At 63.5% G+C, this 26666-nt stretch carries 23 protein-coding genes and 5 pseudogenes; 18 read left to right on the forward strand and 10 right to left on the reverse strand.

Annotated elements, in window-relative coordinates; all coding sequences use genetic code 11:
* The 14 genes and pseudogenes from FEZ63_RS25050 to FEZ63_RS22385 form a co-directional block, all read left to right on the forward strand.
* A pseudogene (locus tag FEZ63_RS25050) lies at positions 1 to 574 on the forward strand (hypothetical protein); the annotation flags it as partial.
* Between the two features lie 155 nt (positions 575 to 729).
* A pseudogene (locus FEZ63_RS26330) lies at positions 730 to 1047 on the forward strand (heavy-metal-associated domain-containing protein); the annotation flags it as partial.
* Positions 1048 to 1385: 338 nt separating this feature from the next.
* A pseudogene (locus tag FEZ63_RS26335) lies at positions 1386 to 2258 on the forward strand (HAD-IC family P-type ATPase); the annotation flags it as partial.
* A gap of 52 nt (positions 2259 to 2310) precedes the next feature.
* On the forward strand, positions 2311 to 2799 hold the full coding sequence (gene cueR / locus FEZ63_RS22335; protein WP_150948993.1) for a Cu(I)-responsive transcriptional regulator: 489 nt from the start codon (positions 2311 to 2313) through the stop codon (positions 2797 to 2799).
* Positions 2800 to 2902: 103 nt separating this feature from the next.
* Positions 2903 to 3163: a heavy-metal-associated domain-containing protein gene (locus tag FEZ63_RS22340; RefSeq protein WP_150948996.1), complete on the forward strand. Its 261-nt coding sequence runs from the start codon at positions 2903 to 2905 to the stop codon at positions 3161 to 3163.
* Positions 3164 to 3305: 142 nt separating this feature from the next.
* Positions 3306 to 3668 carry a hypothetical protein gene (locus tag FEZ63_RS22345; protein ID WP_150949001.1) on the forward strand — a complete coding sequence of 121 codons (363 nt, stop codon included), beginning with the start codon at positions 3306 to 3308 and terminating at the stop codon, positions 3666 to 3668.
* 192 nt (positions 3669 to 3860) lie between these two features.
* On the forward strand, positions 3861 to 4109 hold the full coding sequence (locus tag FEZ63_RS22350) for a hypothetical protein (RefSeq protein ID WP_150949004.1): 249 nt from the start codon (positions 3861 to 3863) through the stop codon (positions 4107 to 4109).
* A 25-nt stretch (positions 4110 to 4134) separates the two neighbouring features.
* Positions 4135 to 5613 carry a TolC family protein gene (locus tag FEZ63_RS22355; RefSeq protein WP_244622936.1) on the forward strand — a complete coding sequence of 493 codons (1479 nt, stop codon included), beginning with the start codon at positions 4135 to 4137 and terminating at the stop codon, positions 5611 to 5613.
* A 15-nt stretch (positions 5614 to 5628) separates the two neighbouring features.
* Positions 5629 to 7041: a multicopper oxidase family protein gene (locus FEZ63_RS22360; RefSeq protein ID WP_150949010.1), complete on the forward strand. Its 1413-nt coding sequence runs from the start codon at positions 5629 to 5631 to the stop codon at positions 7039 to 7041.
* Between the two features lie 35 nt (positions 7042 to 7076).
* A complete protein-coding gene (locus tag FEZ63_RS22365) occupies positions 7077 to 7565 on the forward strand; it encodes a cupredoxin domain-containing protein (RefSeq protein ID WP_150949013.1) in 489 nt (162 codons plus the stop codon).
* A 41-nt stretch (positions 7566 to 7606) separates the two neighbouring features.
* Positions 7607 to 7906, forward strand: a complete 300-nt coding sequence (locus tag FEZ63_RS22370) for a copper-binding protein (protein ID WP_150949016.1) — start codon at positions 7607 to 7609, stop codon at positions 7904 to 7906.
* A 68-nt stretch (positions 7907 to 7974) separates the two neighbouring features.
* Positions 7975 to 8694: a copper-binding protein gene (locus tag FEZ63_RS22375; RefSeq protein WP_150949019.1), complete on the forward strand. Its 720-nt coding sequence runs from the start codon at positions 7975 to 7977 to the stop codon at positions 8692 to 8694.
* A gap of 70 nt (positions 8695 to 8764) precedes the next feature.
* Positions 8765 to 11147: pseudogene (locus tag FEZ63_RS22380) on the forward strand (heavy metal translocating P-type ATPase).
* Positions 11148 to 11176: 29 nt separating this feature from the next.
* Entirely contained in the window at positions 11177 to 11734 is a 558-nt protein-coding gene (locus FEZ63_RS22385) for a Crp/Fnr family transcriptional regulator (protein ID WP_150949022.1), read from the forward strand.
* 244 nt (positions 11735 to 11978) lie between these two features.
* Here the strand turns inward: FEZ63_RS22385 and FEZ63_RS22390 are convergent, their stop codons facing one another.
* From FEZ63_RS22390 to FEZ63_RS24905, 5 genes and pseudogenes are all read right to left on the reverse strand, one after another.
* A complete protein-coding gene (locus FEZ63_RS22390; protein ID WP_150949025.1) occupies positions 11979 to 12437 on the reverse strand; it encodes an EF-hand domain-containing protein in 459 nt (152 codons plus the stop codon).
* A gap of 121 nt (positions 12438 to 12558) precedes the next feature.
* Positions 12559 to 13149: pseudogene (locus tag FEZ63_RS22395) on the reverse strand (class I SAM-dependent methyltransferase).
* A gap of 41 nt (positions 13150 to 13190) precedes the next feature.
* Positions 13191 to 13670: a DUF411 domain-containing protein gene (locus FEZ63_RS22400; RefSeq protein WP_420846323.1), complete on the reverse strand. Its 480-nt coding sequence runs from the start codon at positions 13668 to 13670 to the stop codon at positions 13191 to 13193.
* 426 nt (positions 13671 to 14096) lie between these two features.
* On the reverse strand, positions 14097 to 14336 hold the full coding sequence (locus FEZ63_RS26085; RefSeq protein WP_201274261.1) for a DedA family protein: 240 nt from the start codon (positions 14334 to 14336) through the stop codon (positions 14097 to 14099).
* 1803 nt (positions 14337 to 16139) lie between these two features.
* Entirely contained in the window at positions 16140 to 16280 is a 141-nt protein-coding gene (locus FEZ63_RS24905; protein WP_153245874.1) for a hypothetical protein, read from the reverse strand.
* 772 nt (positions 16281 to 17052) lie between these two features.
* On the opposite strand from FEZ63_RS24905, the gene FEZ63_RS25055 reads away from it, so the two are divergent.
* On the forward strand, positions 17053 to 17736 hold the full coding sequence (locus FEZ63_RS25055; protein WP_162419827.1) for a tyrosine-type recombinase/integrase: 684 nt from the start codon (positions 17053 to 17055) through the stop codon (positions 17734 to 17736).
* A gap of 350 nt (positions 17737 to 18086) precedes the next feature.
* Here the strand turns inward: FEZ63_RS25055 and FEZ63_RS22420 are convergent, their stop codons facing one another.
* Together FEZ63_RS22420 and FEZ63_RS22425 are read right to left on the reverse strand one after the other, a co-directional pair.
* On the reverse strand, positions 18087 to 19442 hold the full coding sequence (locus tag FEZ63_RS22420; RefSeq protein ID WP_150949033.1) for a PQQ-dependent sugar dehydrogenase: 1356 nt from the start codon (positions 19440 to 19442) through the stop codon (positions 18087 to 18089).
* Positions 19443 to 19490: 48 nt separating this feature from the next.
* Positions 19491 to 19775: a sensor histidine kinase gene (locus FEZ63_RS22425; protein ID WP_150949036.1), complete on the reverse strand. Its 285-nt coding sequence runs from the start codon at positions 19773 to 19775 to the stop codon at positions 19491 to 19493.
* A gap of 228 nt (positions 19776 to 20003) precedes the next feature.
* Here FEZ63_RS22425 and FEZ63_RS22430 point away from each other — a divergent pair, with 228 nt between their 5' ends.
* The gene (locus tag FEZ63_RS22430; protein WP_150949040.1) at positions 20004 to 20651 is read left to right on the forward strand and encodes a nucleoside deaminase; all 648 of its coding nucleotides are present in this window, start codon (positions 20004 to 20006) and stop codon (positions 20649 to 20651) included.
* Between the two features lie 96 nt (positions 20652 to 20747).
* On the opposite strand, the gene FEZ63_RS24910 is transcribed toward FEZ63_RS22430, so the two are convergent.
* A complete protein-coding gene (locus FEZ63_RS24910) occupies positions 20748 to 20903 on the reverse strand; it encodes a hypothetical protein (RefSeq protein WP_153245875.1) in 156 nt (51 codons plus the stop codon).
* 19 nt (positions 20904 to 20922) lie between these two features.
* On the reverse strand, positions 20923 to 22311 hold the full coding sequence (locus FEZ63_RS22435) for an amidohydrolase (RefSeq protein WP_150949042.1): 1389 nt from the start codon (positions 22309 to 22311) through the stop codon (positions 20923 to 20925).
* 352 nt (positions 22312 to 22663) lie between these two features.
* On the opposite strand from FEZ63_RS22435, the gene FEZ63_RS22440 reads away from it, so the two are divergent.
* On the forward strand, positions 22664 to 23791 hold the full coding sequence (locus FEZ63_RS22440) for an AI-2E family transporter (protein ID WP_150949045.1): 1128 nt from the start codon (positions 22664 to 22666) through the stop codon (positions 23789 to 23791).
* Between the two features lie 78 nt (positions 23792 to 23869).
* Here FEZ63_RS22440 and nhaA read toward each other — a convergent pair whose 3' ends face one another.
* Complete coding sequence (gene nhaA / locus FEZ63_RS22445; RefSeq protein ID WP_244622937.1) at positions 23870 to 25651, reverse strand: Na+/H+ antiporter NhaA; 1782 nt, start codon at positions 25649 to 25651, stop codon at positions 23870 to 23872.
* Between the two features lie 748 nt (positions 25652 to 26399).
* Here nhaA and FEZ63_RS22450 point away from each other — a divergent pair.
* Positions 26400 to 26666, forward strand: a 267-nt coding sequence (locus tag FEZ63_RS22450) for an NADPH-dependent FMN reductase (RefSeq protein ID WP_150949051.1), incomplete at its 3' end; no start/stop codon positions are given.

Below are 26666 nucleotides of genomic sequence, written 5' to 3' on the forward strand. Positions count from 1 at the left end.
CTCCGGTGGTGGTGGTCACGGGGGCAGTTCAGGAGGTGGAAACGCCGGCGGCGGGGCTCGTGGCAGCGGCAACGAGAATTCCCGCGGCAGCGCCAGCGAACGCAGCGGCCGCAGTTCCGACTCAGGCAAGAGCTCCGCATACGGCCAGTCCCGGGCCGAGCAGGCCCGGAGCAGCACGCGCGATGCCAAGTCAGGAGGGGGAAAGGTCACCTCTGAAGCACGAAAAGCTGCATCCAATGCCAAGAGCATCGGTCTGGACACGGCCAAGCTCGGGCGCATGAACGCGGTCAATGCCTCAACGACAGCCCGGCAGCACGCCGCGCCGAACTCCACGGTTGGCCTGATCGCCGCCTACGAGAAAGCCCTGAGCGTCAGTGAGAACACCGAAGACCAAGTGACCGATTTGGAGGTCACAGAGGCCGCCAAGGCTCTGGCGGCCCTATCAAAGTCGGGCGTGCCGGAGGAGCCTGTCAAGGTGCTTAACGAAAGGCTTGGGCTCGACATCGATCCCGAATCGGATCTGTTCGATCGCGTTATCGACGAGGCCCGCGAACTCCAGGCCGCCCGTCAATGAAGGCTAGAATGTCCTGCCGCTCACCAGCGGCAGGATATTCTCAGAAACCAACCGCCCGATCCGCATGAACGACCTCTTGGATCGGCGAGAGAAGAGTAAACAAGCTGGGAGTGAAAGGGATCACCTTCGACCAAGGCGCAGCTCTTACTCAGGGGATGACCTGTGCGTCATGCGTCGGCCGAATCGAGAAGGCGATCGGACGCATCGAGAGCGTCACCGCCGCCAGCGTGAATCTGGCGACCGAGCGGGCCGCCGTGTCGTTCGGTTCCGCGGATGCCAATCCGCAGGCGGTTGTCGAGGCAATCCGCGAGGTGGGGTATGAGCCGATGCCCTCAACCATCGCGCTGAAGGTCTCCGGCATGACTTGCGCCTCCTGCGTCTCCCGGGTCGAGAAGGCCTTGAGGCGTGTCCCCGGGGTCCTCGACGCCACGGTCAACCTCGCGACCGAACGTGCAACCGTGCGGTTCTTCGGCTCGGCAAATTCAGTGCGCCGCCTCATCGTCGCCGTCGAGGCGACGGGCTACGAGGCCGAGGAGGTCCGCGGCGACGTGGACCGGACCGACGACGAGAGGGCCGCGCACGAGGCCGAGATCGGGTCCCTGCGGACATCCCTCATCAGCGCCGCCATCCTCACGGTTCCGGTTTTTGCGCTGGAGATGGGATCGCTCTTCGTGCCGGGCGTGCACGAGTGGATCATGGATACGATCGGACACCGGGAGAGCTGGCACCTCCAGTTCGCCCTCACCACGCTCGTGCTGTTCGGTCCCGGACTGCGGTTCTTCCGCAAAGGCATCCCTGCCCTTCTGCGCCTCGCTCCGGACATGAACTCGCTGGTGGCTCTCGGTACGGTCTCGAGGCGGCGAGGAACCGTGGACTGGAACTGCCTTCTCTCACCGGCTTCGAGGCCGTACCGGGCTTCGGCATCTCGGCCATAGCCCTCGGCCACAAGGTCGAGGTCGGGGCCGACCGCTTCATGGAGCGGCTGGGTTATCCCGTCGGGGCTTTCGCAGCGGCCGCCGCACGGCTCGGCGATGAAGGCAAGAGCCCGCTCTACGCCGCCATCGACGGCCTGCTTGCGGCGGTTATCGCCGTGGCCGATCCCATCAAGGCGTCCCCGGAGGCGCTCGCGGTTCTGCACCGCCTCGGTCTCAAGGTCGCGATGATTACGGGTGACAACCGCCGCACAGCGGAGGCCGTCGCCCGGCAGGTCGGCATCGACGAGGTCATCGCGGAAGTCCTGCCGGATGGTAAGGTCGCCGCGCTCAGGCGGTTGCAGGACGGCGGACGCCGAGTCGCATCCGTCGGCGACGGCATCAATGACGCTCCGGCGCTGGCGGCGGCCGACGTGGGTCTTGCCATCGGCACGGGCACGGACGTGGCGATCGAGAGCGCCGACGTGGTTCTGATGTCTGGTGATCTGCGCGGCGTGCCAAACGCGATCGCTCTGTCAAAGGCAACAATCCGGAACATCCGGCAGAATCTGTTCTGGGCGTTTGCCGCGGGCGCGCTCTACCCGACCAACGGCACGCTGCTCTCGCCGATGATCGCCGCGGGGGCGATGGCGCTGTCGAGCGTGTTCGTCGTCGGCAATCCCCTGCGCCTGCGCGGGTTCAGGCCGCTGGTCGGCTCGGAACCGACTTCCGGCGCATTCACGCCCACTCCCCGACTCTTCCCGGGAGAATGACGAGAGCGGCCCGCCACGGCCGGCCTTCCACTCACCTCAGGAGGATTTAGGAATGAACATCGGACAGGCAGCGGACGCCTCGGGCGTCTCAGCCAAGATGATCCGCTACTACGAGTCGATTAGCCTGATCCCGAAGACGGTCAGGACGGAGGCCGGCTACCGGATATACTCGGAAAGGGACGTACACACCCTTGGTTTCATCCGGCGCGCCCGTGACCTTGGTTTCTCGGTCGAGCAGATCACGGAGCTCGTTACGCTGTGGCGGGATCGGGGCGGCGCAAGCGCGGACGTGAAGCGCATTGCCCTCGAACACGTCGCTATCCTCGAGCGGAAAGCGCGGGAGTTGCAGGAGATGGCTTCCACGCCCAAGCACCTGGCGCAGAACTGCCACGGGGACAAGCGTCCCGACTGCCCGATCATCGATGGTCTCGAAGACAATCATGATGCTCGACGTCACGATCGGACTGGTCCCCATTTTGGGACGGCCAGCCTCCAACCCCCGCGCCGTGCTGGGCGTAACGGAGCGACCCCCACTGAGTAGCCTCTCGGAGGCAAATGGTGGGTGAACTCGGAAGGCCCTTGACCTTACAACGGTTGGAACCCGCAGCCTTCGAATCCTCAAGACTTTGAAGGAGTGACCAAAGATGTGCGGATGTTCAACCCATCAGTCGGGTGAAGCCGGAAAGACCGTGATACCGCAAGCCGGGAACCTGACCCTGAAGGTCGACGACATGACCTGCGGGCATTGCGCCGACACGATCAAGACGGCGGTCGAATCCGCGCTTCCCGGGGCGCTGGCGAATCCGGACCCGGCAACCAAGCTGGTGACGATCGCCGGCACGGCGGATTTGAACTCCGTCAAGGCCGCTATCCTGGCCGCGGGATACACACCCTCGGCCGCATGACCATGTTGTGAGGCTCGGACTACGCTGCCCCCGGGCCTCACTCGACGATCAATTCGGGGCCGTCAGCTCAGGCGGTCACCTTGCCGAAGCAATCCGTTCGTGACATATCCGAATCTGACCTGAGGAGCGTTCCTTGCGGCTGATGGCCCCCATCATCGCTGTCCTGCTTGCGATCACCATGGCGATCTTCCCGATCGCCATGCCGCGGGCGGCCGTGTCGGCCGACCATAGGTCAACGGTAACGCTCGATACGCATCACTCCCACGGCAAGGCGGATGTCTCTTGCGCCCACGCTTCGGTGACCTGCGGGGATCATGAGGGCGACAGGCATGAGGCAAGCGGCAGCGGCTGCTGCGGCATGAGCGTCTGCCATGCCTTTCAGGTCAGCGCGGCGCCCGCCATCCTTTGCCGGCACGTGACGATGACCTCCGTCACCGTCGCCAGGGACGAGCAGGTCGGGGGTGTCACCCCGGGTGGCCTCGACAAGCCTCCAAGAACCACCTGAGCCAAAGCGGGCGAATTGACGCCCGCACGAACCGTCGTGGCCGTCTTTTGAGGCCGTCACGACCGTCCTGAAGCTCGAACGGACATCCCTCTCGGACGCACCCCAACCATCACGCCCGAAATGCGCCCGGACCCCGTCCGCCGCCTGGCGCCGAGCTTGAGGCCGCACCGCGAGGTCTGGAGACGGATCAACATGAAATCGATTTCCCTTGTGGGCCTGGCGTTTGCCGTAAGCGCCTGCGTTCCGGCCACCCCTCCCTACCTGGCGGCGCCGGCCGATCCGGACATCGGTATCCGCAACTCCCGCTACGCACCCGTGACCGCAGGCGTGCGCGGCTACGATGTGGTCGACCCACTCGACTGGCGCGAGCTGAACCGTCGCGTTACGCCCGGGTCCGCTCCGGAACGGGGCGACAGCAACGATGCCGGACGAGGACGGTGAGCCCATGAGCACGCAAGGCAAAACAATGACCGTTCGAGCGCCTTCGGGATTTCCACGTCTGTCATTTTTCGGTGGGGTCGCCGCGTCCGTTCTTTTGGCCGGCTGCCAATCCTTCTCGTCCGACGGCGGCCTCGCGCCAGCACGAACGGCAGCCTATGCCGAGCTCGGCAAGGATATCGTCAAGGTCTCGTCGGAGGTGGACGCGCAAGACGTCCAGTTCCGTGTGGACGGATTGCTAAAGCGGCCTCTGACGCCGGACAGTGCCGTGCAGACCGCCCTCCTGAAAAATCGCGGGCTGCAAGCCGAGTTCAACGAGTTGGGAGTCTTCGAAGCCGAGTTCGTGGCGGCAACGCTTCCACCCAATCCGACCGTGGTGCTTTCCCGCCTCGGTGGAAGCCTCGAACTCGAGATCGAGCGCCAGATCCTGATCGGCCTCTTTGAACTTGCCACCCTGCCCGCGCGGGCAGCCGTCGCGGAACAACGGTTCCGGGCAGCCCAGTTCCGCACCGCCGAGGCTGTGCTGCGCCTCGGTGCGGAAACCCGCCGCCAGTACTATCGGACGGTCGCGGCGAACCAACAGGTCGCCTTCATGCAGCAGGCACTCGCGACCGCCGAGACGGCGTCGGAGCTGGCGAAACAGCTTGGCGAGAGTGGAGCGCTCAACAAGCTGGAGCAGGCGCGCGAGCATGCCTTCTACCAGGAACTCGGCGCACAGCTCGCTCGCGCCCGTATTCAGCAGAAGGTGGAGCGGGAACGCCTGATCCGACAGCTCGGGCTGTGGGGACGGGACATCGACTTTCGGCTGCCCGGTTCCCTGCCGCCGCTTCCGGCGCGCATAGCCTCCGCCACGGATTTCGAACGACAGGCGCTCGAACGGCGTGTCGACCTCCAGGCGCTGCGCCACGACCTGACGGCGACCGCGGGGCAGTTCGGGCTGACCAGCGCCACCCGTTTCGTCTCCGACATCGAACTCGCCGGCACGTCGAATTACGAGCGTCTGAAGTCCTTCCCTCCCGATGGGAACGGCGGGACCGAGGTCCAGCGCGAGACGCTGAGACGGCGCGGGTTGGAGGTCGAGTTCACCATCCCGCTCTTCGACTTCGGCGCCACCAATGTGCGCAACGCGCGCGAGACGTACCTGGCCGCGGCCAACCGCCTGGCGGAGCGCGCCGTCAACGTGCGCTCGGAGGCGCGCGAAGCCTACGCCCGCTATCGCGGCAATCACGAGTTGGCCCGTCACTACCAGGCTCGCGTCCTGCCCTTGCAGAAGAAAATCCAGGACGAGTCCCTGCTCCAATACAGCGGCATGCTGGTCGACGTGGCCGACCTCATTACCGATGCCCGGGCGCGCATCCTGAGCAACGTCGACGCCATCAATGCGCGCCGCGATTTCTGGATCGCCTCGACCGACCTCAAGGCCGCTCTCGTCGGGGGCGGCGCGGGTGGCGGCGACAGCGGCGGCGAAACCGTGACTGCCGCCGCTGCCGGCGGCGGCGGACATTAATCGAGGAGAGATGACATGACCGACCTATCCCGCAGAGGGTTCATGGGCGCTGGCGGACTTGCACTCGCCGGAGCCTCAATGATCAGCGGACGCACCCAAGCCGCCGGCCTCCCGGAAGCGCCGAGTATGGCGGATGCCACCATGCAGCCGCCACTCTACCCTACGAGCGGACCGGATTATCAGCCCGTCGTCACCCTGAATGGCTGGACCCTCCCCTGGCGTATGAACGGCGATTGGAAGGAGTTCCACCTCCTCGCGGAGCCCGTCGTGCGCGAGCTTGCGCCCGGCATGAAGGCGCATCTGTGGGGCTACAACGGCCAGTCCCCGGGACCGACAATCGAGGCGGTCGAAGGCGACAAGGTGCGCATCTTCGTCACCAACAAGCTGCCGGAGAACACGGCGGTGCACTGGCACGGTCAGCTCCTCCCGAACGGCATGGACGGCGTCGGCGGCCTCAACCAGCCGCACATCCCGCCGGGCAAGACCTTCGTGTACGAGTTCATCCTGCGCAAGTCCGGCACCTTCATGTACCACCCGCATTCCGACGAGATGGTGCAGATGGCGATGGGCATGATGGGCTTCTTCGTCGTGCATCCGCGCAATCCGGCCGAGCGGCGCGTCGACCGCGACTTCGTGTTCCTGCTCAATGCGTTCGACATCGAAGCGGGAAGCTACGTGCCGAACGTCAACGAGATGACCGACTTCAATCTCTGGTGCTGGAACAGCCGCGTGTTCCCGGGGATCGACCACCTCGTCGCGCGACAAGGCGACAAAGTCCGCATCCGGTTCGGCAACCTAACCATGACCAACCATCCGATCCACATGCACGGATACGACTTCAAGGTCACCGGCACCGATGGTGGCTGGGTGCCCGAAACGGCGCAATGGCCGGAGGTTTCCATCGATGTCGCGGTCGGTCAGATGCGCGCCTTCGAGTTCGTCGCCGACGTTCCGGGCGACTGGGCGCTCCACTGCCACAAGTCGCACCACACCATGAACGCCATGGGCCACGACGTGCGCAACTACATCGGCGTGAACATGAAGAAGACGGCGCCCGCGATCAAAAAAATCGCGCCGGGCTACATGCCGATGGGCTCGAGCGGCATGGGGGAGATGGGCTCGATGGAGATGCCTTTGCCCGATAATACGCTGCCGATGATGACGGGCTTTGGCCAGTTCGGGCCCATCGAGATGGGCGGCATGTTCTCGGTCGTGAAGGTCCGTCCGGGCCTGGCGTCCGACGATTACAAGGATCCGGGTTGGTACAAGCACCCGGAGGGCACGGTCGCCTATGAGTGGACCGGCGAGAAACTCGCCGAGCCCGCCCGCGCGATCTCACCCGACAGTGGGGTGAAAGCGACGGAGTTCCGCGCCGTCGATCCGCGCAAAAAGCCAGTCCGCACGCCGGGCGGCCACGACAGCCACTGATCCAGGCCACAACAATCCCAAAGGAGCACTCAACGATGGTTCGCATGTCCACGCTTGCAGGCGTTATCGGCGCGCTTGCCCTCTCCACCACCATGGCTCTGGCCGCGCCCGGTGCGCAGGGCCATAGCCACAAGTCGTTCGCGGCCGGCGAGCCCGGCGACCAGAGCAAGCCCGTGGTCCGTACCGTCGAGGTCTCCATGAAGGAGACCGACGACGCGAAGATGCTGTTCGAGCCGAACCGGGTCGAGATCAAGCGCGGCGAGCAGGTGAAATTCGTACTCAAGAACGCCGGCAAGGTCGACCACGAGTTCATGCTCGATTCCGTCGCGAACAACGCCAAGCACAAGATCCAGATGGAGAAGAACCCGGACATGGAGCACGACGACCCGAACGGAGCGCGGCTCGCGCCCAACGGCTCCAATGAGATCATTTGGCGCTTCACCAAGGCCGGCACCTTCGAGTTCGCTTGCCTGATCCCTGGCCATTACGAGTCGGGCATGCACGGCACCGTCGTCGTCAAGTGACGGCGCAATCTCAACCAGCACAACATGAAAAGGAGCTTCCCATGGAGCGCATCAACTTCGCCGCGGCGGCTTTGATTGCCGCGCTCGCCCTGTCGGGCCAGCCCTTCGCGCAGAGCCTGCCGACGGTCTCCGGAACGGTCGAGAAGGTCGATACCGCCCAGGGCAAGATCACCATCGACCACGGCCCGATCAAGAACCTGGACATGGAAGCCATGACGATGGTCTTCCGCGCTCAGGATCCCGCCCTGCTTAAGGGCGTGAAGGCCGGCGACAAGGTCCGGTTCACCGCGGACCGCGTGAACGGCCAGATCAGCGTCACCTCGATCGAGAAGGGCTCGTAAAGGCCCACGCCGCCCCGCGGATTTGAACCCGCGGCGCGGTCCTTCTGCCTCAACAGAGAGTACGGCCCATGAAACGCTTGACCGCCACCCTCACCGCCGCCGCGGCCCTCCTCGCCGTCGTCGCCATAGGCCCGGATCGCATCGCCCAAGCTCAGCCCGCCAAGGGCGCGTTGGCCGCATTCGAGCGGGTGCTTGAGGTGATGAACACCCGTTTCAAGGACCTCAAGCTCGTCGGTGATCCCGACAAGGATTTCGCCACGTTGCTGATCGCGCATCATGAGGACTTGATTTTCCTCGCCAAAACGCAGCTCGAGTACGGCGGCGACGAGCAATTGCGGCGCCTTGCCCAGAGGATCGTTGATGAGCAGCAGCGGCAGATTGCAGAGGCGAAGGAGTGGCAAGTCCGCCGTCAGCAGGCCGACTACCGTGCCCAGCCGGGCCAGCCGCCGCATGGGTCTGGGCCGCTGGACCAGCGCGCCAAGGCTGCCCCGGCACCTGCCCGCCAGCTCCAGGCCGCTGCCCCGGCGCAACCTGCGATCCAATCTACTCCCCCAGCCACCGAAGTGCCGATGGTGACCGGCACTGTGGAGAAGGTCGATCCGGGCGCCGGCAAGATCACTATTGATCATGGCCGGATTCCGAACCTCGACATGGATGCGATGACGATGGTGTTCCGGGCGCAAGATCCGGCAGTTATCAAGGGCGTGAAGGCGGGGGACAAGATCCGCTTCCAGGCGGATCGCGTGAACGGCCAGATCAGCGTCATCAAAATCCAGAAGGCAAAGTAGAACCCTCGGCCATTGACCTTGCCGGCATTGGAAGGCTGAGCATCCATCCCCTCGAACACTGAGGATTGCCATGAACCAGGATCGTACTGCTGGCGCGAACGACCAAGACGGACACAGGCATGATGGTCATGAGCATCATCACGGAGCGATGGCCGAGGTGGATCACCGCGTGAAGGATCCCGTCTGCGGGATGATGGTGGACCCGCACACGACCACACGTCGGGCACAGTATCACGGCAAGCCCTATTACTTCTGCTCCTCTGGCTGCCAATCCAAGTTCATGGCGGATCCGGAAAGATACGTCGAGCCGGCACACACACGGAAAGCGGAGGCCGTTCCGGAGGGCACGATCTACACCTGTCCGATGCACCCGGAGATCCGGCAGGTCGGTCCGGGTTCCTGCCCGATTTGCGGCATGGCGCTGGAACCGGTGCTCGTGAGCGCCGAGGCGGCGCCGAATGCCGAGCTGGTCGACATGACGCGCCGCTTCTGGATCGGGCTGGCGCTGGCGCTTCCGGTTGTGGTGCTGGAGATGGGAAGCCACTTCACCGGGCTCGGCCACCTGGTGCCACCGGCCATCTCCAACTGGATCCAGTTCGCGCTGGCGACCCCGGTCGTGCTCTGGGCCGGCTGGCCGTTCTTCGAGCGCGGCTGGCTATCGCTGAAGAACCGCAGCCTCAACATGTTCACGCTCATCGCCATGGGTACGGGCGTCGCGTGGCTCTACAGCGTGATCGCCACGCTTGCACCCGACATCTTCCCATCGGCATTCCGCAATCATGCCGGCTCCGTTGCTGTCTATTTCGAGGCCGCAGCGGTGATCACCGTCCTTGTCCTCCTTGGGCAGGTTCTGGAACTTCGCGCCCGCGAAAGCACCAGCGGCGCCATTCGGGCATTGCTCGACCTTGCCCCGAAGACCGCAAGGCTCATCCGGCAGGACGGAAGCGAGGAGGAGATACAACTCGAGTCGGTGCAGGTTGGAAACCGCTTGCGTGTCCGTCCCGGCGAGAAGGTCCCGGTCGACGGCATCGTTGTCGAGGGACGCAGCTCCGTCGATGAATCGATGGTGACAGGGGAGTCGATGCCCGTGACCAAGGAGGTGGGTGCCAAGGCGATCGGCGGCCATGAACCAGTCCGGCGGCCTCGTGATCGAGGCGCGAAAGGTCGGGCGCGACACCATGCTGTCGCAGATCGTACAACTCGTGGCGGACGCCCAGCGCAGCCGCGCACCGATCCAGCGCCTGGCGGATCAGGTCTCCGGCTACTTCGTGCCCGCGGTCATCGGCGTGGCGGCTCTCGCCTTTGCGGCCTGGGCAGTCTGGGGTCCGGACCTTCGGTTCGCCTTCGGGCTAGTCGCGGCGGTGTCCGTCCTCATTATCGCCTGCCCCTGCGCTCTCGGTCTCGCGACGCCGATGTCGATCATGGTCGGCGTAGGCCGGGGCGCCCAGGCGGGCGTGCTGATCAAGAATGCCGAGGCGCTCGAACACATGGAAAAGGTCAATACCCTCGTCGTCGACAAGACCGGAACGCTGACCGAGGGCAAACCTGCCGTGACTGCCATCGTGCCGGCGCAGGGCTTCACGGAAGCCGAGATCCTGCGCTTGGCCGCCAGTGCCGAGCGCCCCAGCGAACATCCGCTCGCAGTGGCGATCGTCGCCGCGGCGGAGAAGCAAGGCATCGCGACTTCTCCGGTCAGCGACTTCGACTCTCCGACCGGAAAGGGAGCGCTTGGTAGGGTGGAGGGCCGACGCGTCGTTCTGGGCAACAAGACGTTCCTGGCCGAGCACGGCATCGACGTCGGCGACATCGATGTGCAGGCCGACAGGCTGCGCAAGGACGGTGCGACGGCTATCTTCGCCGGCATCGATGGGCGCGTGGCAGGTGTCATCGCCATCGCTGATCCCGTGAAGCCAACGACGCCTGAGGCGCTTGCTGGCCTCAAGGCCGCGGGCATCCGGGTCGTGATGCTCACCGGCGACAACTGGACCACCGCGAAGGCCGTCGCTCGTCGGCTCGGGATCGACGACGTTGAGGCCGAGGTTCTGCCAGAGCAGAAGAGTGCCGTGGTCCAGCGCTACAAGGCCGATGGTCACGTGGTCGCGATGGCGGGTGATGGCGTCAACGATGCCCCGGCGCTGGCCGCCGCCGATGTCGGCGTCGCCATGGGCACGGGCACCGACGTGGCGATGGAAAGTGCGGGCATCACCCTGCTCAAGGGCGACCTGACCGGGATCGTGCGGGCACGCCGGCTGTCCCAGGCGACCATGCGCAACATCCGCCAGAACCTGTTCTTCGCCTTCATCTACAACGCGCTTGGCGTGCCCGTCGCGGCGGGGGTCCTGTATCCGTTCTTCGGCATCCTGCTCTCGCCTATCATCGCGGCGGCGGCGATGGCCCTGTCATCGGTCAGCGTGATCGGCAATGCCATTCGTCTTCGCACCGTGCGGCTCTGATTGGTCCCATTGCATGGGAGGAAGGCAACATGAACATTCCTGATTGGATGCCTGACGAGGTGTCACGAGTGGCGCGCCGACTTTCGCTGTCGCCGGGGGAGACTCTCTTTTGCCGCGGAGACGAGCCGAAAGGCCTCTTCATTGTTGAGAGCGGCGAAGTCCGTCTGTCCCGAGTCGACCTCGAGGGACGTGAGATCACGCTCTTCCGCGCCTTTGACGGGGATCCTGTCGCCGAGGCATCCCTGTTCTCTAACGCGTATCACTGCGACGCGACGGCGGCCGCCCCGACGGTGGTGCAACTTTTCCCCAAGGCCGCCTTGCTGGAGGCCTTCGACCACGACCCGCCTGCGGCCCGCGGTTTCATGGCGATGTTGGCGCGCCAGGTCATGTCACTCCGAACTCGTCTCGCCGCTGCGACAGACGCCATCGGCCAAACTCATGCGATGTTGAGCGCGGCGCACCTGAAATATCACCTGACGACCGCGGCGTTGCTCACCTCCGCGCAGATCCGGCAATACGATCAGTTGAGGGGCTATGGTGGATCCGGGACACATGACACCGGTGATCTCCCGATTGATCCTGATTGAACGCGGGCCTCCGCGGCCGCCAGAAACAAGCCCCCGCCTGATCATGGCGCGGGCTCCCGTTGCTTTACTCCGCATGGGCTTCGGCGAGCAAGGCACGAAAGCGTTGGTATGACCGAACTTGTCCTTCAACGCATCCGAGAGCGCCGGCACGAGGCGAGGAGTCAATCCGAAATCAGGATTAGGGTATTCGGCGGGCGGGCCACGTCCCCGCCCGCCGCCCGAGCGGCACGCCGTGGGCTCTCGCCTACTCCCTCATGAAGGCCTGGATTTCCTCGGGCATCGCCTTGCCGTCCTTGTTGGCGTCGATCCTGTCGAAGATCCGCTTGTGAATGGCCGTCACCTCGTCGAAGGAGAGCCCGCCGTCGGCGTTTGCATCGGCGATTGCAAAGAAGATCTTCATCGGCGCGGGTCCGGGCATGCCCATCATGCCGCGGCCCATCATCCCTTGGGCCATCGTGCTCTGACCCATCATCCCCGGCTGCATCATGCCGCACATCATGCCGGGTTGAGCGGTCGGCATGGTGGACTGACCGGTTTGCGCCGCTTGGCCTTGCCCCATCATGCCGGAGGGCGGCATCGCCTGTGCGATCATCCCGGGATGGTGCGGATCGGCCGCGGTGGTCTGCGCGGTGGCCGCTGCCGTCACGCCGACGGCGATCATCGTGGCCAGGGCGGCTGCGCGTGACAGTGTTGTCAACGTCATGGGCTTCCTCCTTGTCTTCAAGCGCTCAACGGAGCGCGTCGGTGACATCGGTGGTACGGCTTTACCCCCAACCAATCGGGTTTTTCGGCCTCTTTTGCTCTGCCCTTTCGATAGTACCCGATCAGGCGCCTTTCGCACGGCCTTCATACATAAACGTGAATGGTTTTGGCCCCGGCGCGTACCCGGTCCGCAAATCCGGCATCCGTGACGAGATCGGCAATCGGCCGATTGAGATGGCAGCCTCCGGCGAGCGGCTTCCACACGGGCGTGAGCCAGTCCTGGAGGCGGACCACCCAAGGATCCGGCGCACGGCCATGCTCGACGAACAGGAGATCCCCGCCGGCCTTGAGCACGCGCCGCATCTCGGCGAGCGCCGTCCTTGCGTCCGGGATCGAGCACATCGTCCACGTGGTCACGACTGCGTCCACGCTGCCCGTGTCGAGTGGGATCGTCTCGGCCGATCCGGTCAGGAATGACACCGCCCTGTCATTCGCCTTCCGCCGCGATGCCATCCGGATGAGAGCGCCCGACGGATCCAAACCGAGGTCACGCCGGGACCGTAGAACGGCAGGTTCAGACCGGACCCGATGCCGACCTCCAGCACCCGACCGTGGGCCGCCCCGGCGATCCGGCGGCGATAGCCGACAAGCTCCTCGTTCCGCATCGCGCGGTCGAGGAGGCGGGGCAGAACGATGTCGGTGTAGAAACCCATCTTGCCTCTCCGCGTCACCGCCAAGGCAGGCGTGGAATTCGTCAGGCCTCCTCGGCGCCGCGATAGCGGGCGAAGATGCGTTGGCCGGACGGCCCGAACAGGACCACCTCGTAGGTATCGGGTTCCATACCCTCGACCTCCATGCCCGGCGATCCGACCGGCATCCCAGGAACGGCCAGTCCGACGGCTTGGGGCTTCTCCGCGAGCAGGCGCTTGATGGATGCGGCAGGCACATGCCCCTCGATCACGTAGCCGCCGACCTCGCCGGTATGACACGACTCAAGGGCCTGCGGCACGCCGAGGCGTGTCTTGACGCGGTTGATGTCCGACGTCTCGACGATCTCGACCGGAAATCCCGCCTGCTTCAGATGATCCGCCCACGCTGAGCAGCAGCCGCAGCTCGGATCCTTCGTCACCATCACCTTCGGCAGGCCTTCGGCCGCCCGCAGCGGGGTCGCAAAGGCTGCTCCCGCAAGTCCGGCGACGAAGGCGCGCCGCGTACATGCCAATGATTTGCGCACTTTTTCCCCTTGGTTGTCTGCGTTCGCACCCGTCGAAGGCTGTCGGCCCTCACCGGAAGAAGACCTATTTGTTGAGAGCGGCGATGGCGAGCAGCGACAGGACGAGAGCCAAGAGCCGGACAGCCCGTGCCCCACATTCGTTCCGCCGCCTATCATGTCGAGCACGGGCCCCAATGTGCCGCAAAGGCGGTGAGGTCGGTCGTGACTCACTAACGGATCCAGCCTCGTATCGCGACGAGGAAATCCACTCCTACATCCATCCCAATGTGAGCGCCGCGACGACAATATAACGAGCGGTCTTGCGACTGCCACGAGGGCCAAGAATATCCAGAACGGTTCTCGCAACACCCCCGCGACAATCGTCAGCGGGTCGCCAATAACCGGCACCCACGACAGCAGCAGCGTCCAGCGTCCATACCGATGATATCATCTCTCGGCCCTGGCGATCTTCTCCTTGCTGAGCGGGTGCGCGATAAAGTAACCCAGCAGCCAGTTGACGCAGGAGCCGAGAATGTTGCCGACGCTGGCGACCAGAACCGGCAGCAAAACGTGATAATGCTCGGCCATCAACATGCCGAACAGAATTGCCTGGGATTGAAACGGGAAGATCGTCGCGGACAGAAAGGCCGCGCCAAACAGGCCGAAATACTCCAGGACATGCTGCATCGGGTGGAGTGCTCCAGGTTGGTGCTTTTGCGGGCGATGCGGTATGGGCTTTCAAGCGGCATTGCGGCAGGCGGCAGCTCTGCCTGAGGCCAAAGTTCGTTTGCGGCCGTGTCGTCCAGGACCGCTCGCCGCTGCTCCGCAGAGTAAATCGTAAGTCGCACTGATGTGACGTCTGCTCAGAAGTGCAATCCCGTCGAACGCCGATTTACCGCCTCATTGCGGAAATCAGGGCTACTTCTGCCTCGTGCCAGAAGCGGCTCTTCCCACCTCGTGTCGGTCTTCGTCCTCACCCATCGCCCACGCGCGTCGGTCGAACTGGAGGCGGCACGACGTTCCACTTCATGGACGCTTCGCCGGCCGAGGCACTCGAGACGGCCCTATTCCATCGACGCGGCAACCCAGCCGTCAATGCTCCTGGAGTAAGTCCCAGATCTTGAATGTCGGAAATATTCCCGCCCGGCGGGCCATGCGCCCGCCCGGACACCGCAATCTGTTGCTGAGGCGGTTGAATGCACGACCAAGTGCTTGAGTGCCGTTACCCTCTACGTTACCCGCAGAGTTAATAAATGGATCAATTTGTATGAGTTCGGTCGTAACTACCCGATTTTATTGGCGACCCCGCCTGGGCTCGAACCAGGGACCTACTGCTTAGAAGGCAGGAGACCTGCTGCATGCGAAGCAGGCGTAAGGTACTGAAAACTCTCCGTGTTCCCAACGACATGGGCCGCGCTCGACGGCAGCCTGGATACGAACCTGGATACGAGGTGCGGTTCGACCGGGAGATTGGGTTTCCTCGCCGGAGCTCGCAGACGGGGAGTCTAACGGGGCGTTTCGCGACCGCCACGGGACATACTGTCTCAAGGCGATCAGCCGAGCGGGGATCTGGCGTGAAGGCCCCCGCGACTGCTTGCAGAGTCGTCGGATTGGCCGAAGGCGAGCGACACCGATGTCGAGGGAGCGGGAGATCGCCGCGCGCCCGCTTCTACGGCCCGCGCCGCGGCCTCCGGCGAGAGGAGAACACTTCTGGGGCTTCCCGGCGCCAGCGATGACGCGACGGCACGCCTCACGCCTACGCGGCGGAGCTTAGACCGATCTCTCAATTCCTATCGGGCGCCCAGGATTCGAGCTAGCTGCCCGTGAATTGGCGGTGCCGATCCCGGATTCATCCAGACGCGGCCGATAGCTACCGCGGACCCGGAAACAAGAGTCGAGATCTTCAGCCGGGAGGATTGAAAGGACTCGCACCTCCTTAGAAGGATTCTGGTATAGCGGATGAAGAAACGATATCTAGGAAAGCCAAGTGAGAAGTATAGGATTCGTCCGAGATCAATAAATACCAAGCGGTTATGTCAATATTCAGGTGTCAAGTTTTTTATTGCTATTTCTGTTGTTGATTTTCGCTGATTTGCGCGTTAAATAAATCACCTTGTAACTCGAGAAAAGCCCGACGAAACGCTCCGGTCGTGGCGATGAGAAGCGACTCGCGCCGGGACGGGGCCGCCGGATGGCGCGCAATGTCCCGACGGGCGATGCTCGATCTTCAGAGTTCGTGGATTGGCAATCGGAGGGGCCGCCCGCCGGAGCAAGAATTTCGCGCCACTGATCTCGGAGGACGCCATGCCCAAATCGAGGGCCGGCTTAGCAATGGTCCGAAGGCCGTGGAGAGGGCGCTTCGCCAGATCCAAGTTGCCGAGATGTGCCTGCGCGGGCGGAATATGTCGCGGAACAACCGTTGAGCTTCGCACTCCACCGCGGGTTCGCGGCGTGAGGGTGGCGGTGCACGAGCCCGGCGGACATCAGCTATTAGGCCTCAAAACCGCGGCCCAGATGCTTGGATGCTCCCGGGATCATCTGCTTGTCCTCGTCGACGACGGTGAGATCGACTTCGTCGACATCGCGCGTTCGGGCTCGCTGCACCGCGAGCTCCGCTTCACGCTCGCGCATCTGGAAGCCCTGATCACCAAGCGGACCCGCCGGTTTCCGCGGACGCCAAGCTAGTCGGCTGCCAGCACGTGGGGCCTCAACCATGGGTCGTTGGACCTAAACCTTCGGCGACCCAGCAACCATTCCGACCGGTCCGCCGAATCGTGCCGAGCACAATGAGCACACGCTCACGCAACGAGAGGAGAAAAAAATGGTACAGCCAGCGAACGTCTTTCTTCCGCCCGGTAGCAGCCGGTACTGCTACAAATTCAAGGTTCGTGGTCGTTGGTATCGGGGTCCGACAGGAATGACCGACCGACGTGAGGCTACAAAATTCGCACACCGCCTAAAGGCCCAGGCGAAGCGAGAGGCCCTTCTTCATCCGAGCTCAAATTTTTCGGACATGTCCGTGCGATCGGCCGCCGCAAGGTTCGTCCGTGAACGGGAGGACGAGTTAAACGATAGGGAGGTCCCAAGCCTCAGCTCGCTCAGGAATCTCAAAACCAGTGAGCGGGAACTCAAAATGGTGGTCGAATGGATCGGTGGCGATACACCCATGAGCCGGATTTCGATCGATTCCATGCGGATGATCACTGCCAGGCGAAAGGAGGAGTGGAAGCTCACGGGGCAAGGCTCGCCCCTTCTCAAGACAAATGTAACCACAGGTATTCGCGAACCTGTGAGAGTCTCGAACCGCACCGTCAACATTGGTTGCGAGTTAATGCGGAGCGTCCACATAAGGGCACGAGACGTGTGGCACGTCCCCGTCCAGCCCATAAAGTGGAGGGGCTTGATGGCCAAGGAGGCAGGCCCTCGCACCCGAGAGATCTCGATCGAAGAGGAGGACGCGATAAGGGCTCTTCCGACCTTTCGAGAGGGATATGGCCCATGCTTTAGCTTCGCGATTATTTCAGGCTTACGCCTCGATAACTTCGTCAACCTCAAGTGGTCTCAGATTGATCTGGCAAATCGGGAGATCAAAGTCATCCAAAAAGGCGGCCGCGAGCACCGCGTTCCGATTGACGACGAGTTGATGAAGATCCTTCTGAAAGAGAAGGGCAAAGACGATGAATTTGTTTTCACGTATGTCACGCAGAACACCTACTTCAACAAAATGGCAAAACGGCAGTGCATCCGAAACGAGCGCCGCCGCATAGCCAGGGAGGGGTTTACTTCTTGGTTCGACCACATCCGGAAACGGCTCCGACTCGACATCCGCATCCATGACCTTCGACGAACCGCTGGAGCGCGGTTGCTTCGGGCCACCGGCAATCTAAAGGCCGTTCAGCAACTCTTGGGGCATGCCAATATCGCGACAACCGCCAAACACTACAGCCATATTCCGCTCCCCGATTTGATCGCGCTTCAGGATCGCACTCACGCCGACATCAAACGGAGACGCGCCGAAATGGCGTTTCTTTTTCAGGAACATGCGGCGTTCCCCCGCGTGACCCCGGAATCGCTGATCGACCGCTGAGCGTCGGACCCGCTTAACACGCCCGCCCGCCCCGACATCACCGTGGTGTCCGGGCGGGTATTGGGGGCCCGTTTCGTTAAGGAGAACGCACATGCAGAAGCGCAAACTTGGCAACAGGGCCTGAGAGTTTCGGCCATCGGCGTCGGCTGCGAGGCCCTGAGCTACGGCTAGATTGCGCTGTATCGTGAAGATTCGCGAACGGGAATCGCTCGTGCCATGTCCACAAAAACTGCCAGTTTTACGTATACGCGAAAACTGCCGTTTTTGTGAACATGCGTCACTCCCAGAGTCGGGAACGTTCGCCAACGCGGGACGGCTTGGAATCCTTCGTTGGACCAACTAAGCGACGGCTACTTGGATCCTTTGTATGCCACCCGGAACAGCGTGCCGTTTGCGTCGTCGCTGATCAGCAGGGCGCCGTCCGGCGCAACGGCGAGACCCGTCGGCCGCCCCCAGACCGTGTCCTTGTCCAGCACGAACCCGGTCATGAAGTCCTCATAGACGCCGGTCGGCTTGCCGTCCTTCATGCGGGCACGGACCACCTTGTAACCGGTCCGGTCCTCCCGGTTCCAGGACCCGCGCATGGTCGCGAAAGCGTCGCCGCGGTATTCGGCGGGAAATGCGTCCGCGTCGTAAAAGGCGATCTGCATGGTGGACGAATGCGCCTGGAGTAGGACGTCGGGTGTGAGGACCCTGTCCTTCAGATCGGGGCGCTCGCCGGCGTGGGCCGGATCCTCGTTGCCGCCCGTGTAGTACCAGGGCCAGCCGTAGAACCCGCCTTCGCGCACGCTGGTCAGGAAATCGGGCACGAGATTGGGGCCGAGGTGGTCGCGTTCGTTGCCCGTGCACCACAAGGTGTCGGTGCCGGGTTGAATGGCCATGCCGGAGCAGTTGCGCAGGCCGGTCGCAAAATTGCGGACGCTCCCGCCTTCCGGATCGAACACGCGCACCACGGCGCGGTTCTCTTCCTCGCCCCAAGCCGCGCCGAGTCCGTGTGTCTTCTCGAACGCCTTCGTCTCCTCCGATGACTTGTTCGGCATCCCCGCAGCGACATTGGACGCCGAGCCGATGGAGACGAACAGGCGTTGGCCGTCCCTCGAGACCGCCAGGTCGCGGGTCCAATGCCGCTTGGTGGGAATGTCCGCGATGATGACCTCGGATGGCCCCTTCGCCTTACGGTCGCCGCTACGGTACGGGTAGCGAACGACCTCGTTCGCCGCCGCTACATAGACATAACGGGGTTCGGCCGACGGATAGAAAGCGATGCCGAAGGGCCGCTCCAGGTTCTCGGCGAAGATTTGGGGAGTCGCGGCTCCACCCTTGGCCGCCTCGGCGGGGAAGGCGAGGACGCGTCCGCTGCCGCTTTCCGCGACGAAGATGTCGCCATTCGGCGCGATCCGGATGACGCGGGGCTTGTTCAGATCTCTGGCCAACACCTCCACTGCAAATCCCGCCGGGACATCCGGCATCCTTCCCTGCGGGGCATCGACAACCTTCGGCAGCCGTTCGAAATCCGGCGCTTCGGGATCATTCTGGTGAAGGCTCGGCGGGGGCAGGTCGGTGGCCCTGATGTGTCGACTAGCGCCGGGGGCATCGGCCTGCCAGGTGCTGAAGGCATCGGCTCCGGTCCGGACCTCCTGGGCATGCACGGAAGCCAACAAAACAAATGCCAGCGGAAGACTCGACAGGATCGTCGTTGCGCGCATTATTGCCTCCCGAAAAAGTCCGGCCGATTCCCGAGGAACGGATGCCGTCTAATCTTGGTTCCGCGACAGGGCGCACGCGATATCCCTCCCGCTCCCGTGCCTCGGATTGCCGTCAGGCTTGAGCGTCCGGCTCCGTGTCCCGAAGCCGCGACGCGTCGGCGCCTGCACCGCGGGGCCTCCGCGTTCCTCCCAGCGCAGGTGCAGGTGCGGCGGGACCTGCGTGGCATCGAGCGTCCATTGGATCAGGATCTCGCCCGCCTCGTTCGAGAGGGCGCCGTACTTCACCGCGTTCGTGGCCAGCTCCTGGAGGGCCATCGCGAGCGCCAGCGCCATGCGGGTAGCTCCTGCATGCGAGTCCTCTTAGACACCAACCTGATCATCGCGACTCATCATCATAGCTTCTGGAACCGATTGAGATGTGAGCGGGTGGCCGACGCCGCTCCCGTAAATCGTGTGAATCAAGCCGCTGATCGGAATCGACTACTAAAGAACTCTGCTTTTTGTCTCGGGCAATGCTATTTACTCTTTCTCGAAGAACATATGGCTAGCCCAGGAGATAATATGAGTTCGTCAGATAACATCACATCCGCGCTCGACTCACGCTTTTCATCAGCCCGGCTCGTCGAACGACGTGACTTCCTGTCCGGAGGCGCAGCGATATTGGGTGCGGCAATGGTCGGCGTTAGTGTCTCGTCCGCACATGCGCAAACGACGGCACCGACCCTAGCGCTTACAAATGCTCAAGAACGCGAATTCATGAGCCAGGCGATCAAGTTGATGCGGCAAGCCGGCGTAATTGACAAAACAGGCGGACCGTTCGGCGCAGTTATTGTCCGTGACGGAAAAGTGCTAGCCGCAAGTGGAAACAGCGTTCTTCGGGACAATGACCCCTCGGCGCACGCTGAAGTGAATGCCATCAGGATGGCCTGCAAGAACGTCGGAGCACCCAATCTGAAGGGCGCCACGATGTTCACGAGCTGTGAATGCTGCCCGATGTGCTATGCAACGGCATATTGGGCCCGCGTCGACCGGATTGTTTACGCCGCCGCTTGGACCGATTACGCGGATCTGTTCGACGATTCAAACATCAGCGACGACATGAAGCTGCCTTATGCCGAGCGCTCGGTAAAGATTAGCCAGATGATGCAGGAAGACGCTCAAAAGGTTTGGCAGGAATATCGCGCCCTGCCCACTAAGACTCGTTATTGAGCAGACATTCAGATATCAGCCCTGATACACGTCAGGGCTGATATCGCGTGAGCACTGGGTGTCGAAGTTCCCTCCGTCGCACCTCGCCCGTGCCGACTAGGACTGGTAGCGCTCGTCGACCGTGCCGATTTTCGGCATGCTGGCCGGCATCAGCGAGATGGTCTGGGCCACGGCCGGGGCTCCCAATGTCATCGCCAAGGATGCGAAAGCCAGCCCAGCAGAAAACCCATTCTGCGGCCAATTCCTGCGCATCGCTCGTCTCCACACTCGGCTACTTGGCGCCACGGGCAATCAGCCAAGCGCCAGACGCGGCAAGCATCGCCTCAATGCCCGTGCGCAGCGTGGGGTTTATAACCGGCGCGAATTCGGGTGAGTGGTTCGACGGGAGCTTGTTCAGGCTGCCGCTCCTCTCGGCCTCGGCATATTTTTGCGGGTCCACGCCTCCGACAATCCAATAAACCGAGGGCACGTCCCCCCAGGCGCGGGGGATGACGGAAAAGTCTTCGCTGGCCGAGGCAGGACCAATCGGCCCGACCCGCTCGGCTCCCAGGCGCTGTCGAAGGGCTTCCGCGACCTTTCGCGTCGCATCGTCGTCGTTAACGGTCAGGGGAAACTCCCCAGGCAGCGTGGTGATCTCGGGTGGCTTCGGAGAGCCTGATGTTGTCGCCTCGCCGCTGACGATGCGCTTTATCGACGAGAGCACTTGCTCACGCACGCGATCGTTGAACGTTCGGATATTGAGCTGGAGCACCGCCTCGTTCGGAATGATATTCGCACTCGATCCGGCTTGCACGGACCCGACCGAGACCACGGCATCGTCCGTCATGGCGATCTCGCGCGATACCACCGTCTGGAGCCGCATAACCGTCGCAGCCGCCATCACCACCGGATCAATGGTCGATTGAGGTGACGAGCCATGGCCGCCACGTCCGAACAGGGTCACCCGCAGGCTGTCGCTCTGGGAGAGCATGAGGCCACTGCGGATCAATGCTTTGTCAGCCGGGAAGGGGAGCACATGCTGGGCCAGAGCCACGGTCGGCTTCGGGAACCGCTTCGTCAGCCCGTCCTCGACCATCGCGCGAGCCCCCTCGCCGGTCTCCTCGCCAGGCTGGAACACGGCGATCACGGTGCCACGCCATTTGTCCTTGTTCGCGGCGAGAATCTGCGTCGCGCCCATCAGCCAGGTCACGTGCATGTCGTGCCCGCAGGAGTGCGCGATCCCGGTCTTCCGGCCGGACGATGGGTCGGTGCCGGTCTTGGTGCTCGCATAAGGGAGACCGGTGTTCTCGCCCATCGGAAGGGCATCCATGTCGGCCCGCACCAAGACCGTTGAGCCTTCGCCATTGCGCAGAAGCCCGACGACGCCGGTGCCGCCCACGCCCTCCGTGACGTCGTATCCCTGCTCCCGAAGCCAATTGGCGGCAATTCCAGCGGTCCGTCGCTCCTGCATGGAGAGTTCAGGGTTGGCGTGAATGTCCTTGTAGATGTCCTCGAGCTTGGCAAGGAGATCATCCGATGGGCCTGGAAGCGTTGCCTGGGTGCTTGCCTGGCTCTGTTGCCCGGTGCCCTGTGCGAATACTGGTGAGGTAAGGGCCACCAAGGTGATCAGGAAAGCGAAGGACAGCGATAGAGCGATGGTGGAATGACGCTTCGTGGCCATCGAAGTTCTCCCCTGTTCCATCTGCTCGAACCGAGAGAGAGAACATCCCTGCGATGAAGCGGTTCCGGCCGCGCACGGTGCATGAGCAAAGTCGGGATCGTAACGGCCGCGCACTACGGGGCAGCATTCCAAACACGCAGGCTGATCACGCACGACCATACCGCCCATCGCCTGCATCCGCTCGGTGAACGCGAAGCCGTCCAATGGCACTCTCGCCTTGCGGGAAGATGGGTTGGTCATGGCGGGATGGTGAGTTCGCCGACCGATGGCTAAACCGGGATCGTGGGCTGGCGCAATGAAACCGCAGTTTCGGGCCAAGCTAGCGGCGGGATAATTCGCTGGCGAACCTGAGATGGAACTCAAAAACCCGCCTCCTGAACCCATCCAATTGCGCCCGCACCGAGTCGTGCGGAGGCGCGGTCCCCGTAAGCCGACCCCGATCAAGATCTCCATCACCGCATGGCGGCTCATCCTGCTTGGATTGGTCGCCTTGCTGGCGCTGATCCTGTGGGCGGTGCCGATCGTGCCCGCGGTCGCCCTCGCCGGCTTCGGGGTAGCCCTCGTACTGTCCTTTCCGGTCCATCTGTTTGCGCAGATCGTCCCGCGCAACGTGGCTATCCTGCTGTCGTTCCTGATCCTGCTCGCCGTGCTCCTGCTGGTGGCCTACATCCTGCTGCCCCTGATCGTGTCGCAGGCGGGCGCCCTCGTTACGGCCTTGCCCGACCTGGTGCAGAACCTGGAGCGCTATCTGGTCCGGGCGCTCCGGGCGCTGCATGCCCGCGACCTGTTGCCGGATACCCCGGAGGCTGTGGCCGCCCGCCTGACCGAGGACTTCCGGAATAGCTTTGGCGTCGTTGCGGACAAAGTCCTTGGCCACACGGTGGGGATCATCTTCGGCACCTTTAGCTGGGCACTTACGCTGTTCGCCGTAATCTTCGTTGCCGCCTCGCTGCTGGCCAACGTGCGCTCGTTCAAGGCGGCCTACCTGACGAGCGTGCCGAGCCATTACCGCAACGACGCGCTGGCCTTCTGGGATGCGCTCGGCCATGCCCTCTCGCGCTATTTCGGCGGACTTGCGCTCGTGCTGGCGATCCAGGGCGTGCTTTCGGCCGTGGGACTTTCCTTGATCGGCATCCCCTACCCGCTTGCGCTCGGCGCCTGGGTGTCGATCACCGCGGTCATTCCGTATCTGGGTGCCTGGCTCGGCGCGATACCGGCCCTGCTGGTGGCGTTCTCGATCTCGTCCAATGCGGCGATCATCACAGGATTGCTGTTTCTGGCGATCCAACAGCTCGAGGGCAATGTTCTCACGCCCCGCATCCAGGCAAAGACCATCAAGGTGCCCGCGGTCCTGATTTTTTTGGGCGTCTTGGCAGGCGGATCCATGGCCGGAATCACCGGGATTCTCCTCGCCGTGCCGACGCTGGCGACAATCCGCGTGATCTTCGACTTCTTTCGCGTAAGGCTCCGGACGGAATAGGATGCCGCGGGTAGATAGTGCGCTTTCCCCCTCTACAGCCCTCGCACGCCGGGGGCAACGGTTCCCATATCGAGATGATTACGCGGGTACATCGTCGGTCCGGGCGTTCCACAAAATCGCGGTCCCGATGATCCCGGCCAGGACGGACGCTGCGAGCACCGCGACCTTCGCGGCGGCGAAGTCGTCTGCGTCCGGGTAGGCCTGGCCGGCGATGAATAGGGACATCGTAAAGCCGATACCCGCGAGCGCCCCGGCACCGGTCAATTGACGCCACGAGTAAGCCGTCGGTTTCTCGGCGAGACCCAGCCAGACGGCGAGCGCCGAGGCAGAAACCATTCCGATCGGCTTGCCCAACACCAGTCCGGCCATGATCGCCAGCACGAGCGGCCCATGCCCGCTGAGAACATCGGCCGTCAGCACCACCCCGGCATTCGCCAGGGCGAACAGCGGCAACACGACGTAGCTCGAGCGCGCCCCGGCATGGCGCAGGAGACGATCGGCCGGCGACTCCAACCGGTCATGGATTGCATCGAGCGCCCTCAGCGCGGGCGAGGACGGTCCTTGCCGAAGCACCTCGGCGCCGCGGCTGGCTTCCACCTTCAGGATGGCGTCGGCCTGCATGATCAGGGCTTTCAGGATCGGGGGCGGACGTGTCGGAATGAACAGCGCCAACACCACGCCCGCCAGCGTCGCGTGCAGCCCTCCGGCATGGATGCAGGCCCAGAGCACGACGCCGACCAGCATGTACGGGAACACGCGGTACACCCGCCATCGATTGAGGAGCGCCAGCCCCGCAACCGCCACCGCCGCGGCTGCCAGATACCCAAGCTGAAGACCGCCGGAATAGAAGGCGGCTACCACCATGATCGCGGCGATATCGTCGACGATCGCCGCCGCCGTGAGAAAGATCCGGAGTTCCAGCGGCACGCGGCGGCCCATCATGGCGATCAAGGCAACCGCGAAGGCGGTATCGGTCGCGATGGGAACCCCCCAGCCATGCGACCACACGCCTGCCGGAACGATCAGAACATACAGGATCGCCGGAACCGCCATCCCGCCGATGGCCGCCGCGACCGGCAGGGCGGCCGAGCGCCGGGTCGCCAGATGGCCGACGGTGAACTCGCGCTTGATCTCAAGGCCGACGACGAGGAAGAAGATGCTGAGCAGGCCGTCATTGACCCAGTGCCGCAGCGACAGGTGGAACCCGGCCTCGCCGAGCGAGATGCCGAGATCCCGCTCCCAGATCGCCTCGAAGGCGGGCCCGAAGGGCGAATTCGACAAGGCTAACGCCAGGATTGTCGCTAGCAGCAGGAGCACGCCGGCCGACGGTCCCCAGCGCGCGAAATCGAGCGCGGCCGCCCGCACCCGGTACCCCAGCGTCCCGAGCATGGCCTCGCCGAGCGAGTTCTCGTCCCATGGTCCGTCGTAGCGGCGCCCATTGATGAAGAAGGTCGGTGTGATCCTGACGCCGTTGGCGAGGGCGCTTCGTTCATCTGACTCCACCCGCGCCCGCGCCCGCTCGGCCGCCGCCGCATCCTGCCCCTTGACCGCGAGATCCGCGGCGACCGTGGCGAGATCCTCCTCGGTCAACGCCGCCGACCGCGTCATGAGGTCGATATGCGCCTTCCAGAAGCGGTCGGGTCGGGACCGTTCCACCAGTTCCGCGGAACGGCGGGCGAGATCGTTGTCGGAGAGTGGTCGGTGCCGAAACACGTACCGCATGCGGCCGCCGAAACGGTCGCGAAGTCTCGCAATGACGTCATTGGCAGCCCGGCAATGGGGGCAGGCATAGCTGCCGTATTCGACCAACGTGATCTCGGCATCCGGAGGTCCGAGGACATGGTCACGGGTATCGTCCACTTCCGGATCAAGGGGACGGGACGGGATGGCCTGCACGATTCGGAACCTCGCTTGAGTTCGCCGGCCGATCAACCAGCAACTCGTCCCGGAAGGTCGAGCCGGCCCGACGGGCACTGAGGAACTTTCCTCACGGCCCTGACTGGACAACGCACGAACTCGGGTTCCGAGAGCGGGTTGAACTCGGCTTCTTAGCCGGACATTGGCACCGTTGAGGATCTTGAAGCGACGGCCAGATCGAAGGGCGGAATCAGACGACTGAAGACGCTCGACACGCAAAGTACGGTCGCGCAAGCGACGAACTGCTACGGACGCGGATGGCGTCATACTCTCATCGTGCCGACAGGCTAGATTGCCACGTCGCCAAAACCGAGGCGTGTCAGAGGCGCAACCTCGCGCCGCGCCAAACCAACATCGTGAGAGGCATCGGCAGCTAATGAATGGTCTAACTCAGTAAAAGCGCGGCCACGAGTACAAGACTTGCGGCGATTCCCGAGGCTATCAGCAATGGGGGACTAGGGCATTCGTTGCGATAATCAGATTCATTTTCGTTGAGCATCACTACTCGCAATCGATCAAGACATTGAGCTTCGTTAGCTTTGCACTGTGACGTTGCGATGACTGATCCGCACGCGACTGCGAGCTGTTTCTGCACCGGAAGAATCTTACGCGGGCCGCGGCGAAACAATCCGGTCGAACCGCGCTATTTCCTCTACCTCCGCAACTGCGACAGCATGCATAGGAGTGCCCCATGACCACCTTCAAAGTCGGCTATTTGATCGGCAGCCTCGCCAAGGACTCGATCAACCGCAAGCTCGCCATCGCCCTGACCCGCGTCGCTCCTGAGCACCTCGAGTTCATGGAGATCCCGATCAAGGACCTGCCGCTCTACAGCTACGACTACGACGCCGCTTACCCGCCGGTCGCCGCGGCCTTCAAGGACGCCATCGCGGCGGTGGATGCGGTGCTGTTCGTGACGCCCGAGTATAACCGCTCGATCCCGGGCGGGCTGAAGAAC

Origin of the sequence: Microvirga brassicacearum (assembly GCF_008757455.1) — a bacterium.
GTDB lineage: Bacteria > Pseudomonadota > Alphaproteobacteria > Rhizobiales > Beijerinckiaceae > Microvirga > Microvirga brassicacearum.